Annotated in this window: 18 protein-coding genes; 7 read left to right on the top strand and 11 right to left on the bottom strand. The window is 38.1% G+C overall.

Annotated elements, in window-relative coordinates; translation table 11 throughout:
* Positions 1 to 8 precede the first annotated feature (8 nt).
* Positions 9 to 1,913: a nucleoside monophosphate kinase gene (locus QM538_01250; protein MDI9347116.1), complete on the top strand. Its 1,905-nt coding sequence runs from the start codon at positions 9 to 11 to the stop codon at positions 1,911 to 1,913.
* Between the two features lie 12 nt (positions 1,914 to 1,925).
* Here QM538_01250 and thrC read toward each other — a convergent pair whose 3' ends face one another.
* Both thrC and QM538_01260 read right to left on the bottom strand, forming a co-directional pair.
* Complete coding sequence (thrC, locus tag QM538_01255; protein MDI9347117.1) at positions 1,926 to 2,996, bottom strand: threonine synthase; 1,071 nt, start codon at positions 2,994 to 2,996, stop codon at positions 1,926 to 1,928.
* A complete protein-coding gene (locus tag QM538_01260; protein MDI9347118.1) occupies positions 2,993 to 4,300 on the bottom strand; it encodes a homoserine dehydrogenase in 1,308 nt (435 codons plus the stop codon). The genes thrC and QM538_01260 overlap by 4 nt, the downstream gene beginning before the upstream one ends.
* A gap of 32 nt (positions 4,301 to 4,332) precedes the next feature.
* On the opposite strand from QM538_01260, the gene QM538_01265 reads away from it, so the two are divergent.
* A complete protein-coding gene (locus QM538_01265) occupies positions 4,333 to 4,710 on the top strand; it encodes an MTH938/NDUFAF3 family protein (GenBank protein ID MDI9347119.1) in 378 nt (125 codons plus the stop codon).
* Here the strand turns inward: QM538_01265 and QM538_01270 are convergent.
* The 6 genes from QM538_01270 to trpS are packed head-to-tail and all read right to left on the bottom strand — an operon-like array spanning position 4,707 to position 9,458.
* Positions 4,707 to 5,384 carry a peptidoglycan DD-metalloendopeptidase family protein gene (locus QM538_01270; protein MDI9347120.1) on the bottom strand — a complete coding sequence of 226 codons (678 nt, stop codon included), beginning with the start codon at positions 5,382 to 5,384 and terminating at the stop codon, positions 4,707 to 4,709. The genes QM538_01265 and QM538_01270 overlap by 4 nt on opposite strands.
* A gap of 3 nt (positions 5,385 to 5,387) precedes the next feature.
* Positions 5,388 to 6,017, bottom strand: coding sequence for a protein-L-isoaspartate(D-aspartate) O-methyltransferase (locus tag QM538_01275; GenBank protein ID MDI9347121.1), 630 nt, complete (start codon positions 6,015 to 6,017; stop codon positions 5,388 to 5,390).
* A 16-nt stretch (positions 6,018 to 6,033) separates the two neighbouring features.
* On the bottom strand, positions 6,034 to 6,801 hold the full coding sequence (surE, locus tag QM538_01280) for a 5'/3'-nucleotidase SurE (protein MDI9347122.1): 768 nt from the start codon (positions 6,799 to 6,801) through the stop codon (positions 6,034 to 6,036).
* Positions 6,782 to 7,414 (bottom strand): SMC-Scp complex subunit ScpB, encoded by a 633-nt coding sequence (gene scpB, locus QM538_01285; protein ID MDI9347123.1) that lies wholly within the window; start codon positions 7,412 to 7,414, stop codon positions 6,782 to 6,784. The genes surE and scpB overlap by 20 nt, the downstream gene beginning before the upstream one ends.
* On the bottom strand, positions 7,411 to 8,247 hold the full coding sequence (locus tag QM538_01290) for a segregation/condensation protein A (protein ID MDI9347124.1): 837 nt from the start codon (positions 8,245 to 8,247) through the stop codon (positions 7,411 to 7,413). The genes scpB and QM538_01290 overlap by 4 nt, the downstream gene beginning before the upstream one ends.
* Complete coding sequence (trpS, locus tag QM538_01295; protein MDI9347125.1) at positions 8,244 to 9,458, bottom strand: tryptophan--tRNA ligase; 1,215 nt, start codon at positions 9,456 to 9,458, stop codon at positions 8,244 to 8,246. Before trpS ends, QM538_01290 begins: the two co-directional genes overlap by 4 nt.
* Before the next feature lie 42 nt (positions 9,459 to 9,500).
* Here trpS and QM538_01300 point away from each other — a divergent pair, with 42 nt between their 5' ends.
* The 5 genes from QM538_01300 (at position 9,501) to QM538_01320 (ending at position 13,685) form a co-directional block, all read left to right on the top strand.
* Complete coding sequence (locus QM538_01300) at positions 9,501 to 10,043, top strand: inner membrane-spanning protein YciB (GenBank protein ID MDI9347126.1); 543 nt, start codon at positions 9,501 to 9,503, stop codon at positions 10,041 to 10,043.
* Between the two features lie 5 nt (positions 10,044 to 10,048).
* On the top strand, positions 10,049 to 10,315 hold the full coding sequence (locus QM538_01305) for a BolA family protein (GenBank protein MDI9347127.1): 267 nt from the start codon (positions 10,049 to 10,051) through the stop codon (positions 10,313 to 10,315).
* Positions 10,316 to 10,328: 13 nt separating this feature from the next.
* Positions 10,329 to 11,162: a peptidylprolyl isomerase gene (locus QM538_01310; GenBank protein MDI9347128.1), complete on the top strand. Its 834-nt coding sequence runs from the start codon at positions 10,329 to 10,331 to the stop codon at positions 11,160 to 11,162.
* A 206-nt stretch (positions 11,163 to 11,368) separates the two neighbouring features.
* Complete coding sequence (locus tag QM538_01315; protein ID MDI9347129.1) at positions 11,369 to 12,934, top strand: 2-isopropylmalate synthase; 1,566 nt, start codon at positions 11,369 to 11,371, stop codon at positions 12,932 to 12,934.
* Positions 12,924 to 13,685: a uracil-DNA glycosylase gene (locus QM538_01320; protein MDI9347130.1), complete on the top strand. Its 762-nt coding sequence runs from the start codon at positions 12,924 to 12,926 to the stop codon at positions 13,683 to 13,685. The genes QM538_01315 and QM538_01320 overlap by 11 nt, the downstream gene beginning before the upstream one ends.
* On the opposite strand, the gene QM538_01325 is transcribed toward QM538_01320, so the two are convergent.
* Genes QM538_01325 through ilvN form a run of 3 tightly spaced genes read right to left on the bottom strand, consistent with a single transcriptional unit; the run spans position 13,663 to position 15,963 of the window.
* Positions 13,663 to 14,427, bottom strand: a complete 765-nt coding sequence (locus tag QM538_01325) for a phosphatidylcholine/phosphatidylserine synthase (protein ID MDI9347131.1) — start codon at positions 14,425 to 14,427, stop codon at positions 13,663 to 13,665. The genes QM538_01320 and QM538_01325 overlap by 23 nt on opposite strands.
* Positions 14,420 to 15,448: a ketol-acid reductoisomerase gene (gene ilvC, locus QM538_01330; GenBank protein MDI9347132.1), complete on the bottom strand. Its 1,029-nt coding sequence runs from the start codon at positions 15,446 to 15,448 to the stop codon at positions 14,420 to 14,422. Before ilvC ends, QM538_01325 begins: the two co-directional genes overlap by 8 nt.
* Entirely contained in the window at positions 15,445 to 15,963 is a 519-nt protein-coding gene (gene ilvN, locus QM538_01335; GenBank protein ID MDI9347133.1) for an acetolactate synthase small subunit, read from the bottom strand. Before ilvN ends, ilvC begins: the two co-directional genes overlap by 4 nt.
* Positions 15,964 to 15,965: the final 2 nt, after the last annotated feature.

Raw genomic sequence — 15,965 nt, forward strand, 5'->3', positions numbered from 1 at the left:
TTGCATTCATGAAAAAAAACTTATTTTATGCCCAATCTGGAGGAGTAACATCTGTAATTAACGCAACTGCAGAAGCAGTTATCCTTCAAGCCCGTAAAGAAAAAAACATTGCGTCAATTTACTGTGGGCAATATGGTATTTTAGGTGCGCTTGACGAACAACTCGTCGATGTTACAAAAACACCAGAAAAGGTCATTAAAAGACTCAGCAATAACCCTGGGGGGGTATTTGGCTCATGCCGATTTAAATTAATAGACCCAAGTAAAAATGAAAAGTCTTTTGATCGATTGCTCACAGTTTTTGATGCTCATAATATTGGGTATTTTCTTTATAACGGTGGCGGAGATAGCGCGGATACAAGTTTTAAAATTGAGCAGGCTGCTAAGTTAAGAAACTATCCGTTGAAGGTGGGGCATATTCCAAAAACTATTGATAACGATTTACCATTTACTGATTGTTCACCTGGGTTCGCATCAGTTGCAAAATACATTGCAGTAAGCACACAAGAAACTTCACTAGATCTAGCATCAATGCATAAAAGCTCAACTAAGGTTTTTATTCTTGAAGTCATGGGTAGAAACGCTGGTTGGATTGCTGCAAGTGCTGGATTGGCGCAAACCAAACAACTTAATGTCCCATTACTAATTCTATTTCCTGAAATACCATTCAATCAAAGTTCTTTTCTCAACGCAGTATCAGAAAAAATTAAAGAATTTGGATATGTATCTGTAGTGGTATCTGAAGGGGTACGCGACGATCAAGGAAAATTCGTAAGCACGCATTTATCAAAGGATGCGTTTGGTCATCATCAGCTTGGTGGAGCAGGTAACTTTATTGAACAATTAATTGAAAGTAAATTGCACCTTAAATGCCACACCGCTATTGCTGATTACCTGCAAAGATCAGCCAGGCATGTTGCCTCAAATATTGATTTGATCCATGCAAAAGCACTAGGTCAAGAGGCTGTCCGTATGGTTTGCCAAGGAATTTCTGGAAAAATGCCAATTATCGTCAGAAAAAGTAATACTCCATACCGTTGGGGCGTTAGCAGTGTACACCTATCCAAAATTGCTAATCAAGAAAAAAAGATGCCTCTTACATTTATATCTAGCGATGGGTTTACTATCACCAATCAATGCAGAAAATACTTGAGCCCTTTGATACAAGGAGAGGCTTTTAGTCATTTTAAAGATGGCGTCGGTGATTATCAACAATTTTTATTTCCTAAAGTTAAGAAAAAATTAATCCGAAATCGTGGCTATAAAATATTACTGCTTGGACCTCCTGGTGCTGGTAAAGGAACACAGGGAGATCTGCTTTGTCAAACCTTAAAGATAGTTAAGGTTTCATGCGGTGATATTCTAAGAAAAGAATCACGAAGTGGCAGTGAATTAGGAAAAAACTTAAGTGCGATTATGGCATCAGGAGCGCTGGTACCAGACTCTCTTATTATTGAAATTATGAACAAAGAGCTAAAACAAAAGCAGTATGATGATGGGTATCTTCTTGACGGTTTTCCTAGGACTGTCGGACAGGCACAAGCACTCCATAGCACTGTCTGTGTGTTAGACGCAGTGATTGAAATTAATATAAGTGACGCAACGCTTCATAGCAGACTAGAAGGAAGATGGATTCACTCACCTTCAGGAAGAACATACCACACAACCTTTAATCCACCAAAAATACCCTTTACTGATGATATTACAGGTGAGCCACTCTCCCAACGGGTAGATGACACACCAGAGACAATTAAAAAAAGATTAGAAGTATATTATCAGGAAACTCAACCACTCTCAAAATATTACAAATCTTTATGTAAAGATCATGGAACTAAATATTTAGTCATAAATGGCGATCAATCTATTAATCAGATACTAAAAAAAATAACTACTTTTCTTATTGAGAAATTATAAATTATTGGGCAGTCAAAATCTTGAGACTATCTGATGATACTCAGGCTCTACCACTGCAATACGATTTTTATAGTCATATTGATCGATTATGGCAGTGTCTTTTAAGCCATTTCCAGTTAATGTGCAGACTACTGTTGCGCCCTTTTTTATCACGCCTCGTTTATATGATTCAATAACGCCTGCTATACTGATCGCAGAAGCTGGTTCACAAAAAATCCCTTCAGATTCTGAAAGATATTTTAAGGCTGCAATTAGCTCTTGGTCTGTTTGAGATCCAAACCATCCATTTGATTGAGAGACAGCGTCTTTTGCCAATTGCCAAGACTGTGGATTTCCAATTCTAATTGCAGTTGCGATAGTTTCAGGGCTTTCAACAATAGCTCCATGAATAAATGGAGCTGCTCCGCTAGCCTGGTAACCAACCATACGAGGTAAACTGTCTGATAAACCGATTTGTTTAGCTTGAACATACCCTTTCCAGTAAGCTGAAATATTGCCGGCGTTACCGACAGGAAGCACATGGTATTCTGGTGCTCGGCCCAATGAAGTAGTGATTTCAAAAGAAGCGGTTTTTTGACCTTCGAGACGCATAGGGTTAACAGAGTTTACTAATGCAATATCATCTCGTTCACTTGAAATTTCCTTAACGAGCTGCATTCCTTGATCAAAGTTACCTTTTATTTGAATGATAGTTGCCCCATACATAATGGCTTGCGCTAATTTCCCAGATGCAATTTTACCCTCAGGTATGAGCACTACACATGCCAACCCAGCTCTTGCTGCGTAGGCTGCTGCTGCTGCTGAAGTATTGCCAGTAGATGCACAGAGAAGAGTTTTGGCGCCGTTATGCAACGCTTCTGTAACTGCAACGGCCATGCCTCGGTCCTTGAATGAGCCTGTTGGATTTAGACCTTCAAATTTTACATATAACTCAAGGTCGAGTTCGTGCTTTTGACAAAACTGTTCAAGGTGGATTAATGGGGTGTTACCCTCTCCAAGCCCGATAGCTTTTGCTTGAGGAGGCAGTCCAAGGTATTCCCGCCACCGTATAACTACACCATCTTGAGGAATTTCAATTCTCATTGTATTTTATATATTGGATATTTTACTACTCGCTGCGTTACGATAGATAACTTTTCTAATTTTATTACAATTTCATTTAATTGTTTATGTGAAATGCACTCTGTGATCAATATTATAGGCACGCTGAAAACCCCCTGATCATTTAGGCACGCATACTGATGATTTTGTGTAATAGAATCAATATTAATAGACTCTGAAGCAAATAAATTGGTAACTTGGGTTAAACTTCCAGGCTGATCAAACACTTGTAATCGTATAAACCAAGGTGCATTTATATTATCATTTGCATGATTACTAAGCTGGGGCAAAAGATTTCTACTGGATATTCTGGCATCGCTGACTAACTCTTTTGCTAAGGAGACACAATCTGCGACCACTGAAGCGGCGGTTGGAAAACTGCCGGCCCCAGAACCAGCAAAAAATAAAGTTCCGCAAAAATTACCTGAGACCTCCACGCCGTTCATTGGTCCTGGTAATTGTCCTAGCATAGAAGATGAATCTACAAATGTAGGCTCAACACGTATTGAAAGCTCGCCATTAACATAAAAACATTTGGCAAGTAACTTAAGTTGATACCCATATTGTTGGCCATATTGTATATCTTGGATATCAACTTCAGTAATACCGACCCTACTACAGCTTTCAAATGGAATAAGAACATCGTGGGTGAGCATAACCAAAATTAACATTTTATGCAAGGTATCAGATCCATCAACATCCAAAACAGGATTTGCTTCAGCAAAACCGTTTTTTTTTGCTAAGGCAAGTGCTTGGTCAAATGTAATAGTTGTATCGCGCATGGTGTTTAAAATAAAATTACATGTGCCGTTAAGCACACCTACAATACTAGATATCGTGTTCACAGAAAGTGATCTTTGTAGAATTTCAATTATTGGTATCGCACCCGCAACTGCGGCTTCAAATTTTATGACGGTCTGGTGTGTGCGGGCGAGAGCAAATAAAGAATGGCCATTCATTGCGATCAACGCTTTATTGGCCGTTACGACTGGTTTACCCAAAAGTAATGCTTGAGTAACAATACGGTTTGCTTCGCTCGTCCCTCCGATTAGCTCTACCACAATATTTACATTTGGATGGTTAATTACTGAATCTACATCCTGATAAAAATCAATAGTATCAAGCTCAGGAAAAGGATTGATCTGTTGCTTACGGGCTAATGCTACCACCCGAACAGGCAAACCCACCAATCGGGTAATTTTCTCTTGTTGTTTCAAGAGCATAGCAACAGTCCCACTACCTACCACTCCGTACCCAATCACACCAATTCCTATAAAATTCTTCATACTATAATATTGTATGAAGACTATTTTATACTATGCAACTACTTAATCAACCCAATCTATCACAAACAATTAAACGCTATCGAAAAGGTGAAGTCGAACTTCGATCGGGAAGAGTTTTAACACATCCATTTTTATTGACTTCAGAAGATTTGGTATTGTTACCTGAACTAAGTGAAATGCAACTATTTAGCATCACCCAAGGCACTGCGGTAATAGATCAACTTCTATTATTACAGCATTCAATAGTAGTGCTGGGTTGCTCGAGTGAGCCTCAAGAAAGTTTTGAATTAAAAAATTATCTTGAACAACGCTCGTTAAGCTTTGAGTGCATGAAAGCAGACGCAGCTTGTCGCACCCATCTTGTGCTTATGAGCGAGAATAGAAAAGTACAGTTACTTTTATTTCCCTAACTAACTGTAGTGCCAAGTAATCGAGATGGGTCTTTAGGTTCACCATCTTCACGAATTTCAAAATGAACCCCAGGCTCTCCTGCAATAGTTGCGCCTGAATTGCCAATAACATCCCCTTGTTTTATTTGCTGACCTTCGGCAACGGAAATAGTTTTTAGAAATCCATAAGCACTCAAATAACGATCTGAATGTTTAATAATAATTAAATTTCCGTATGCTTTTATCGCAGAACCAACGTAAACCACTGTACCTCGCGCACTAGCTCGTACTGGTGACGCAAGGGGCAATTTGTAATAGACCCCAGAATAGTCTTTGGGGCTATTCCCTGTAAAAGAATTGGTGATCTCTCCTTCTGCGGCTGGACTTTTCCATACTTCGGCAGTATTAGCATTGCCATTTAACATTTTTTGAGGGATAGACTTAACCACTAGATTTTGTGGGACTTCTTGTTTAGTAAAATTCACTCGTAATCTAGTTCCAACTTGCAATGCATCAGGATTTTTAATTCCATTCACTGCGATGAGATCTTTTAGTGAAACTCTAAATTGCCAAGAAATTTGATATAGATTGTCCCCTTTTTTTACCACATACAGATAGGGATCCCAAGTTTGATTATTCGAGCAATTTGCAAGAATCATAGATAAGAAAATCATCATTGAAGTTTTAAAGATCATTTGTTATATTTCTCCTTTTAGATACGGCACAAAAACCACTTGCTCATAGGTATAGGTTTCCACTCCATTTTTATTTTTTTTAAGTACCGTGAGTTGTTGTTTTGTATTGCCAAGAGGAATGATCATCACCCCTTGTGGTTTAAGAACACTAAATAAGTCTACTGGAATCTCATCACTTGCAGCTGAAAGTATTACCGCATCGTATTGAGCATGGTCTGAAGCCAGATGACTAGAAGCATAGCGACATTCTATATTCTCAACTCCGAGAGAAGTTAGCAAATGTTGCGCTTGGGAATGAAGCGCAAAAATTCGTTCAATAGTAACCACTCGTTTGGTGAGCTGAGCAAGTAATGCAGTTTGATACCCAGAACCAGTACCAACTTCAAATATTAAATCTGGGTAAGCAGATTGAGAGTGAAGAAAAAGTAGCTCGGCCATTCTCGCAACTACCCAAGGTTGTGAAATGGTTTGTGCATGTCCGATTGGCAATGCCACATCGTGGTATGCTCTTGCTTGTAAACTCTCCTCGACAAATTGATGCCTAGGTATTCTACCTAGCGCTTCAAGAACTTTAGCGTTACTAATACCATGATTTGAGAGATGTGAAATTAATGATTTTCTTGACTGGATCATATTAGAAATATTTTTCTTACTCATGGGAGGCAAGTTGATTAAGTAAACTATAGTCTGTATAATCAATAGTGAGAGGTGTAACTGACACATAGCCTTGACTAACTGCATAATAATCTGTGCCCGGTTGTTTGTCTAACAATTCACCTCCTCTCCCAATCCAATAGATTTTTTCACTTCGACCATCTTCACTTTGAATCATGCGTTGAGGTTTCCCCCGCCTACTCAATTTTGTATACCTAACACCTTTAATAAGTTGAGTAGGTAGATTTGGTACATTAACATTAAAAATCGCATTACCAATATTGTGAAATTTATTTTCGATATCTAGAAGTAATTGTCCTGCAATAGAGGCGGCTGTATCAAAATGAGACGGAGGAGATCCGCACAGCGAAATTGCTATGGTAGGAAAGGGCAAATACCTTCCCTCTATAGCCCCTGCTACGGTACCAGAATAGAGTACGTCATCTCCTAAATTTTCTCCAAAATTAATTCCACTAATCACTGTGTCAAAATCTTTTGAAAAATACCCTGAAAGCGCAAGATGAACACAGTCGGCAGGTGTGCCATTACATGAAAAAATTGAATTACCATGCTTTTCTACCCTCACTGGATCTCTAGTTGTTAAAGAGCTACTACAGGCACTTCTATCTTTATCGGGGGCAAGCAGAGTGACTTCGTACTCTTTTGATAGCTTTTGAAATAGGATTTGGATACCTTCTGATCGATATCCGTCATCATTAGTAAGCAGTATTCGAGAAATTGCTCTAGCCACTGCTGTGGTCATCTTGACTTGGCTGCTGAATCAGTGCGTCTGATTTTTCTGAGGCGCGCATAGTAAGTTCATCTATAGTTTTCGGCTCTGGTAAAGGTGGTAACTCGTTAATATCTTTCAAATTAAAATAATCCAAAAACGCTTTTGTAGTGCCATACAGCGCTGGTTTTCCCAAACTCTCTCTGTACCCAGTAACCTTTACCCACTCACGATCTAACAGCACCCTAAAAATATTTTGCGAGACGCTAACTCCTCTAATGTCCTCTACATCTCCTCGAGTGACTGGTTGTTTCCAAGCAATGATCGCTAATGTTTCTATAAGTGCATTTGAGTATCGATGGGTTTTAGTTTCCCAGAGTTTTAAGATATTAGAAGACATTGACTCATCAATCTGATACCGATATCCACTCGCAACTTCTTTGAGCACCAAACAATCATGGTCGTTATTACTAACGAGTTCTATCACTGACTCTTTAACTCTTAATTCAATTTTCTGTTCAACGGCGCTTTCACTGGTATCGGTTTGTTTTATTTGATCCGGAAGTAACTCAACAATCTCACCAATAGTTAGCGGTTTATCACTAACTAGAAGTAGAGATTTAACAATTTTAGTAAGACTCATCATTCAGCTATCTCCAATTCATCTGTATTTGTATAAGTAGGCAAACTCCAATTTTGAATAAGTAATTCTACATCAATTTCTCCGTATGGGGTATTCTGCGAGATTGTAACGACGCGTTGATTAGTCAGTAATAACAAAGATAAAAATGAAAGCGCTACTCCGAGAATCCCGAGCCGAGCGTCAAGTAACTCAATAAAAGTTTGTTTTTGATGCGCTTTTAGTTTTCCTATAATCATGGTCGTGCAATCACGAATAGTTAGCGTTTCCCTTCCAATTGTGTAATTTTTAATTAGCGAAAGCCTTAGTAAAACTTGTTGGTATGCCTCAGCTAACATAGCCAACTCAACTGGTGGGTGCTTCTTAGGTAAAGTCGTTCTTGAAAAATCTACAGAAGGCAAAAAGATATCCCTCTCAAGCCTTGGTAACTCACCCAAATATTCGGCAACAGTTTTATATCTCTCATATTCAATTATTCTTCTAACTAGTTCTGATCGGGGGTCAACTTCTTCCTTATCAATAATTTGTTTGGGTAGTAGCATTTTTGTTTTAATTTCCGCTAATAATACAGCCATGAGTAAATAATCGCCTGCTAGTTCATATTTCAATGTTTGCATAACTTTGACATAGGTTGCGTATTGTTCAGCAATTCGTGCAACTGGTATATCTAAAATATCAATATTCTGCTTTTTTATTAAGTACATCAGCAAATCCATAGGTCCAGAAAAATGATCTAAAGTCAGTTGCAGGGCTTCACTAGGTACATAGACATCGCTAGGTATCTCCAAAATTGGAACGCCCTTGATTACCGCAAAAGGTGTTTCAGAACTAAAAGTCATTGTAGTAGGTGAAAAACTCCCCGTATCTGCTCCATAGTTTCGCTGGCTTGATGAGTGGCTTTTATCGTGCCCTGTTTTAATATGTCGCGTATAGTGTCTTTTCTATCTTCTAGTTCAATAATTTTATCTCTGATTATTGCGATATCCTGATTTACTGATTTTGCTATTTTCTTTTTACAATCTACACAACCAATCGTGGCTTTTCTACAAGCTAAATTGATTTCTTTTTTAGTTTCTTCATTGCTTACCGCCATGTGGTACTCCCATACTGGACAATTATCCGGATTACCTGGATCAGACCTTAGCTTTCTCGCTGGATCCGTTGGCATTTTACTAAAAGCATACTCTATACCTTTCTCATGCTCATTGAGCAATATGGTATTACCTGCTGATTTTGACATTTTTTTACCATCTAATCCAAGAAATTTAGCTTGTGGCAAAATACTTGCTTCTGGTTCTGGAAGTATCTTCTGACCACTCCCTTCCAAAAATCCAAGTAGCCGCTCACGATCACTCACCGTTAATGAAGTTTGTTCAAAAATTATTGTCCGGGTTTGTTGCAGCGCTTCAAAATCTCCAAATTCTCTGTAGCGTTTTCTGCCTTTAAGCACCGCTTCACGAATCACCGGCTTCATTTCACTTAGAAGATCCTCAGTTTTTTCTTGCAATAATTCACCACCCCCAAATAGATAGTTAAATCTTCGGGCCACTTCCCTTGCAAATTCTATATGAGCTATTTGATCCGCGCCAACTGGAACTACATTTGCTTTGTAGAGAAGGATGTCTGCAGTTTGTAACAATGGGTACGATAAAAATCCGAGCGTATCAAGAGATTTGCCTTTTTGATTTTCCAATTGATCTTTATAACTCGGAATTCTCTCTAGCCATGACAAAGGTGTGATCATTGAAAGTAACAGTTGTAGTTCTGCATGCTCACGCACCCAAGATTGGACAAAAAGAACACACTGATCAGGATCAATCCCACACGCAATCCATTCGGAGATCATCGAAATGGTTAGTTCTGAAACAGATTGAGGTTTTTCATACTCAGTTGTCAATGCGTGTAAATCAGCGACAAAAAAATAACAGTCTTGGGTATGCTGCAATGCAACCCAATGTTTAAGCACACTATAATAATGACCAAGATGTAACCTGCCGGTAGGTCGCATACCTGATAATACTCGTGAGGTTTGGTGAATGGAAGAGTTCAATGTTTAACAGTAAAATATACGCTATGATTATACCAAAAGAATATGGCAAATACTTTAGTTGAATTTTTACCACTAGTTCTTTTTTTTGTTGCTTATAAAATCAAGGGGGTGTATATTGCGACGATAGTGCTTATGCTGTCTATGGTTTTAGCTTGTTTGTATTACAAAATACGCACAAACCAATGTCCTAAAATGTTAAGTTATAGTACACTATTTGTAGTTGTGGCGGGAGTTTTCACATTATTATTTGACGATCCAATTTTCTTACAAATAAAACCAACTGTACTCTATCTTAGTTTTGCGGGTGCAATGTATGGGATGCTAAAATTTAGAAAAAAAAATATACTGCAAGCGCTATTATCCAATAAAATCAACCTTACCAAAAATCAATGGGACTCTGTATTGATCCATTGGGTGTTTTTTTTCTTGTTTTTAGGGGAGATTAATATTATCATTGCCTATTTCTTTAGTTTTGATTTTTGGGTAGGGTTTAAAGTATTTGGAATGATCATTTTGAATATATTCTTTCTTGTATTTGAGGGGATTTGGTTGTATACTAAAGGGGCAACGATTAGTTCGAAGTGATTTTTATGGATATTACTAAAAAAGTAACTGAGATACTGCAAGATACTTTTGCACCTGATTCGTTATTGGTGGAAAATAATTCTGCAGATCATGTAGGTCACGCTGGGGCATCTCAAGGAGGTGCGCACCTTGCAGTGTCTATAGTCAGCCAAGCTTTTTTTGGAAAATCAATGATTGAACGACATCGCTTGATTTATCAAGCGCTTGGCTCACTTATGAAGCAAGAAATTCATGCGTTGAGCATTAAAGCGGGGCATCCAAAAAATAACTAAATGGGAGTTTTATATGAAAAATAGAATTAATCAACTTGCAATTGTTATGTTATTCTTACAAACAAGTAGTGGGATAGCAGTAGAAAAACCAGCCGACAATTTCAATCCACAAGCACCAGTTGCGACAATTAACGGAAAAGTTCTCACCCAGGGTGAAGTCTATCGATATAGGGACTATCTAAGGGAAAATGGTGTTGATCAAGAATCACTTGACCCAAACAAACTAGCACTATCCATGGTTCAAGAAGAAGTTCTCGTGCAAGAAGCCACTAAAAGTGGTTTTGCTAAAGGTAAAAATTACGAGTATGAAGTCGCGATTAATAGAAAAAAGGTGCTTATCACTGCCTTATTAAAAGATTATTTAAGTAAAAACCAACCCACACCAGCTGAAATAGACTCTGCGTATCAAGATTACAGCAGAGACAAGAAAGAGTATGAAGTTAGGCATATTTTGGTCGACGACCCTGCCCTTGCTGATGATCTAGTTCAAAAATTAAATAATAAAGAACCGTTTTCAGACTTAGCAAAAAAACACTCGCGCGATAATTCAGCGGAAAATGGAGGGAGGCTTGGTTGGATCGCGCCAAGCAGAGTGGTGCCAGAATTTAGAGATGCCTTAACCGCTCTTTCTGTCAATGAACTTACTAAAAAACCCGTAAAAAGCCAGTTTGGATGGCATATTATCCAAAATTTAGGTGTTCGAGACAGAGAAATTAAAACCTATGAAGAGATTAAGGAAGAGCTTCTTAACCAAGTAAGGCAAAAGAAAATTGGTGAGTATTCCCAATATTTAGTTTCAAAAGCAAAAATTGTTCTCCCAAATGAAGGTAAAAAAGTAAGTAAATAAGTCTCGTTGTAAACTTTGTGTTAAAAACCCACTAAAATTAATTTCAATATTTATTTTAGTGGGTTTTTTTTATGATAAAATCATGGTTGTGATCAATGCCTCGCAATTTTACTCTCTCCTCCTGTGCTGCTTACGCTAAGCACAGCAATTGCATTTTAAAAAATTTAATCACCTAATTAAAATTAAACAAACCAGAGAAGAGAGTTATGAACACAAACATGAGATTGATAAAAATATTTGACACCACTTTAAGAGACGGTGAGCAAAGCCCAGGAGCGTCAATGACGTTAGAAGAAAAAGTTAGAATCGCCATTGGGTTAGAAAAACTTGGAGTAGAAATTATTGAGGCAGGTTTTCCTGCAGCTTCAAAGGGAGACTTTACTTCTGTACAAGCTGTGGCAAAACAAATTACCACTTCAATAGTTTGTGGCTTAGCACGAGCAAATCAACAGGATATAACTACTGCCTACGAAGCTTTGCGAGTGGCTCCGATATTTAGAATCCACACATTTATTGCAACATCAACAATTCATATGGAAAGGAAATTAAAAATGACTCCTGAGCAAGTATTGGAACGAGCAGTTCAATCAGTATCACTTGCCAGAAATTACACTAATGATGTTGAGTTTTCCCCAGAAGACGCTGGAAGATCCGAAATCGATTTTCTTTGCAAGGTAATTGAATCTGTCATTAATGCAGGTGCAACGACCATAAATATACCAGACACGGTTGGCTACACGACACCAATTGAATTTGGTTCGTTAATTGCACTACTTATAAAACGAATACCTAATAGCGATAAAGCGATATTCTCAGTGCACTGTCATAATGATCTTGGACTCGCAGTGGCAAACTCCTTGAGCGCAATTGCAAATGGTGCCTGCCAAGTCGAATGCACGATTAACGGGATAGGAGAAAGAGCAGGAAATGCTTCACTTGAGGAAATAGTAATGGCACTTAAAACAAGGAGTGATTTTTATAAGTGCGCTACTAACATTGACACAACGCAATTAGTACCCATGTCAAAACTAATTTCAAGCGTTACAGGGTTTATGGTACAACCCAACAAAGCAATTGTTGGAGCGAATGCATTTTCGCATGAAGCAGGAATTCATCAAGACGGAGTCATCAAGCATAGAGAAACCTATGAAATTATGAGGGCAGAAGATGTGGGTTGGGATTCAAATAAGCTTGTTCTTGGCAAGCACTCTGGACGAAACGCATTTATAACTAAACTTTCAGAGATGGGAGTTACATTCACAAATGAAGAAGAAAAAAATAGTGCGTTCTTAAAATTCAAAGAAGTGGCTGATATGAAACATGAAATTACTGACTTTGATCTTCAGGCGATCGTCACGCAATCACAGATACAAGAAGAACGATATTCGCTTATTTCTCTATCGGCCAAAACTGAAAGTAGCAAACCAGCCCATGCCACTATAACTCTTTCTGATCAAGGAGTTGAAAAATCATCGAGTGCATTTGGCGATGGTCCAGTTGCTGCAGTTTTTGCCGCAATTGAATCCTTAGTGCAAAGTAAAGCCACCCTACTCCTCTACTCAATTGGAAATGTTACCAGCGGGATTGATGCAATAGGTGAAGTGATGGTGCGTTTATCAAAAAATAACGTAATTACCAACGGTAAAGGTGCTAATACTGATATTATTACCGCATCAGCGCTTGCCTATATTAATGCTCTTAATAAACTAACTCTCCATGAGCAAAAAGTCCATGCCCAAGATGCGCAATTTGACGCAACCTATGGAATCTAATAGACGCAGGTTATTCTATAATGCGATTGGACTTGGAAATGCCAGATGGTTAACTCAATTTGAACCTAACCAACCACAGATAAGTGAGGTTTCTCAAATTCATAAAAATAGCTCTATCTCACTTAACACCATCAAAAAGCACACAAAAAAGCACACAGAGGTTGGTGGATTGAAAACTTTGGATGACCTTTACCAGCGCGCCAGCCAATGCCATGACTGTGAGCTATCCAAAACAAGAAATCAAGTGGTGTTTGGAATTGGCAATGTATCTGCAGACATCGTCTTTGTCGGTGAGGGACCGGGAGAAGAAGAAGACAAAACAGGGTTGCCTTTTGTTGGCAAAGCCGGTCAATTACTAACATTAATGCTTGAGGCAATAGATCTAACTAGAGAGTCAGTATATATTTGTAACGTGGTTAAATGCCGGCCACCCAATAACAGAACACCATTAGAATCAGAAATTACAGCTTGTAAGCATTATTTAGAGTCGCAATTGCGACAAATTAGCCCGAAAATTATTGTTGCACTTGGTGCTACGGCAGCCAGATCATTATTAGGAAATAAATTTACCGAAAAAATATCCTTGGCTACATTGAGAGAATCTGTCCATACGTATGGTGATCCAGAGTTGTCAAAATTAATTATCACCTATCATCCTTCTTATTTATTACGATCACCAGGAGAAAAAGCCAAAGCTTGGAGTGATTTAAAAATAATTAAGAAAACTCTTAAGAAGCTGAAGGACGTTTAATACTTCTTCTCAAATAGAGAATAAAAGGAGATGTAATATAAATCAAGGTGACTAAAAATATCGTGTCATATAAAGCATACTCGTAAAGTGTTTGCAGTATTAGTACTAGTAAAGCAGCTAAAAATAAATACCCACCGAACTGAACGCGATTATTTAATCGCAAATCTTTAAAACTATAGTATGGAAATTTACTGACCATTAAAAAACCCAAGACAAGTGTAATTACAATTGATGGGACAATTAAAAATTCTTGCGACCATTGATGTTCGATTGAGAGACCTACAAAAGAAGCAACAGTAAGCGCGGCGATTGGAGAAGGTAAACCTTGAAAAAACCTCTTATCAACAACAGTTACACTAGTAAATCTAGCTAATCTAAACGCTCCAGATGCTAAATATGAAAACGCAATTGCCCAAGAAAAAAATGGTTTAAACCCATAGTTTGCTAAACTAGAAAGAATCCATTGGTGCATAAGTAATGCCGGGGCCAAAGCAAAAGCTATTGTATCTGAAATACTATCGAAACTTGCACCAAAATCACTCTGCACATTTAACCATCGTGCAATTCTTCCATCTATAAAATCAGCGATCATAGCTAAAAGCATAAAGTAAATTGCGATCTCGTACTGCGCACGCACAACTGAAACAATGCATTGAAATCCAAAAAATAGCGCTAACAAAGTTATGCTATTAGGTAGCCAAAATAACACTTGGCGCTTTCTCGATCCGGAAAGATTATTCACTTCTTTCAGTTATTTTTTTATTTTTAGAAATCCAAGGCATCATGGATCTTAATTTTTTTCCAATTATTTCAATAGGGTGCTCAGATTGCATCCTGCGCATAGCGTACATAGTTGGAGCCCCAGCTTGATTTTCTAAAATAAAATCTCTAGAAAAAGACCCTGATTGAATATTATTTAGGATTTGCCTCATGCGATGCTTGACCTTAGCGTCAATCAAAACAGGTCCTTGTGTGAGACTACCATATTCTGCGGTATTAGAGATTGAATAATGCATATCAGATATGCCTCCTTCATACATTAAGTCTACAATAAGTTTAAGCTCATGTAGACATTCAAAATACGCCAATTCGGGATCATAGCCAGCTTCAACTAATGTTTCAAATCCAGCACGAACTAGGGCAGTTAGGCCGCCACAAAGCACAGCTTGCTCTCCAAATAGATCAGTTTCTGTTTCATTTTTAAATGACGTTTCTATAATTCCACTCCTCCCCCCACCAATTGCTACGGCATATGCTAAGGCAAGATCAAGGGCTTGTCCTGAATGATTTTGATTTACCGCAACCAAACAAGGAACACCAGCACCCTCTTTAAAAGTAGATCTGACAAGATGTCCTGGGCCTTTTGGAGCGACCATAAAAACATCTGAAGTTGATTTAGGAATTATTTGTCCGTAATGAATATTAAACCCATGAGCAAACGCAAGAGCGGCATCAGATTTGCAGTATGGTTCTATCATGGATTTATAAATTGTACGTTGACTTTCATCAGGTGCTAAAATCATAATAATATCAGCTTTTGCTACTGCACTAGCAACTTCTGCAACTTCAATACCAAAAGTTGAAACCCGTTTCCAGTTCGCAGATTCTTTTCTAAGCGCAACAACTACGCTAATACCTGAATCATGTAGATTTGCCGCATGAGCATGCCCTTGAGAACCAAAACCAACTATACATACAGTTTTAGTTTTAAGCAATGCTAACGCCTGTTTTGAAACATCTTTATCATATTTTACTTGTATCATTGTTTTTCCTCTTGGTAATTATTATACCCAGCATAAGGCAACGCTAACGCGCCGCTCCGTGCCACCAGTATAAGATTGGTTTTATCCATTGTTTTAATTATAGAATCTATTGTATCGCTGTTTCCGTAAATTTCAATCATTATTTTTGCTCCTCGCGTTTTAAGGCTATAAACAACATTTGCGTTAATGCAGTTTTTAATTATAGCATCTTTTACTAACTCGTTATTTGCAATTAATACTAGTGCAATTTCTCTTAGTTCAGCATTTTCCGTACTAACACTACATTGTGAAAACACATCTATAAGTTTTTCCAATTGACTACAAATTTGTTTAAGTATTGAAGACTTGCCAATAGTAGTAATTGTCATATGTGACAATGTAGGGTCGGTTGTAGGAGCAACATTTAGCGCTTCAATATTATAACCACGCGCTGAGAAGAGATTAGCCACTCGTGCAAGCGCGCCTGGTTGATTTTCAAGTAATACAGAAATAGTAAACCGTTGTTTATCTTCCATAC

The organism is Candidatus Methylacidiphilales bacterium, assembly GCA_030054035.1.
Lineage (GTDB): Bacteria > Pseudomonadota > Gammaproteobacteria > JASGCS01 > JASGCS01 > JASGCS01.

Bases quoted from the DNA above. Each gene is read 5' to 3' on its own strand.
- QM538_01250 (MDI9347116.1), top strand. From the start codon at position 9: ATGAAAAAAAACTTATTTTATGCCCAATCTGGAGGAGTAACATCTGTA.
- thrC (MDI9347117.1), bottom strand. From the start codon at position 2,996: ATGAGAATTGAAATTCCTCAAGATGGTGTAGTTATACGGTGGCGGGAA.
- QM538_01260 (MDI9347118.1), bottom strand. From the start codon at position 4,300: ATGAAGAATTTTATAGGAATTGGTGTGATTGGGTACGGAGTGGTAGGT.
- QM538_01265 (MDI9347119.1), top strand. From the start codon at position 4,333: ATGCAACTACTTAATCAACCCAATCTATCACAAACAATTAAACGCTAT.
- QM538_01270 (MDI9347120.1), bottom strand. From the start codon at position 5,384: ATGATCTTTAAAACTTCAATGATGATTTTCTTATCTATGATTCTTGCA.
- QM538_01275 (MDI9347121.1), bottom strand. From the start codon at position 6,017: ATGATCCAGTCAAGAAAATCATTAATTTCACATCTCTCAAATCATGGT.
- surE (MDI9347122.1), bottom strand. From the start codon at position 6,801: ATGACCACAGCAGTGGCTAGAGCAATTTCTCGAATACTGCTTACTAAT.
- scpB (MDI9347123.1), bottom strand. From the start codon at position 7,414: ATGATGAGTCTTACTAAAATTGTTAAATCTCTACTTCTAGTTAGTGAT.
- QM538_01290 (MDI9347124.1), bottom strand. From the start codon at position 8,247: ATGACTTTTAGTTCTGAAACACCTTTTGCGGTAATCAAGGGCGTTCCA.
- QM538_01300 (MDI9347126.1), top strand. From the start codon at position 9,501: ATGGCAAATACTTTAGTTGAATTTTTACCACTAGTTCTTTTTTTTGTT.
- QM538_01305 (MDI9347127.1), top strand. From the start codon at position 10,049: ATGGATATTACTAAAAAAGTAACTGAGATACTGCAAGATACTTTTGCA.
- QM538_01310 (MDI9347128.1), top strand. From the start codon at position 10,329: ATGAAAAATAGAATTAATCAACTTGCAATTGTTATGTTATTCTTACAA.
- QM538_01315 (MDI9347129.1), top strand. From the start codon at position 11,369: ATGAACACAAACATGAGATTGATAAAAATATTTGACACCACTTTAAGA.
- QM538_01320 (MDI9347130.1), top strand. From the start codon at position 12,924: ATGGAATCTAATAGACGCAGGTTATTCTATAATGCGATTGGACTTGGA.
- ilvC (MDI9347132.1), bottom strand. From the start codon at position 15,448: ATGATACAAGTAAAATATGATAAAGATGTTTCAAAACAGGCGTTAGCA.
- ilvN (MDI9347133.1), bottom strand. From the start codon at position 15,963: ATGGAAGATAAACAACGGTTTACTATTTCTGTATTACTTGAAAATCAA.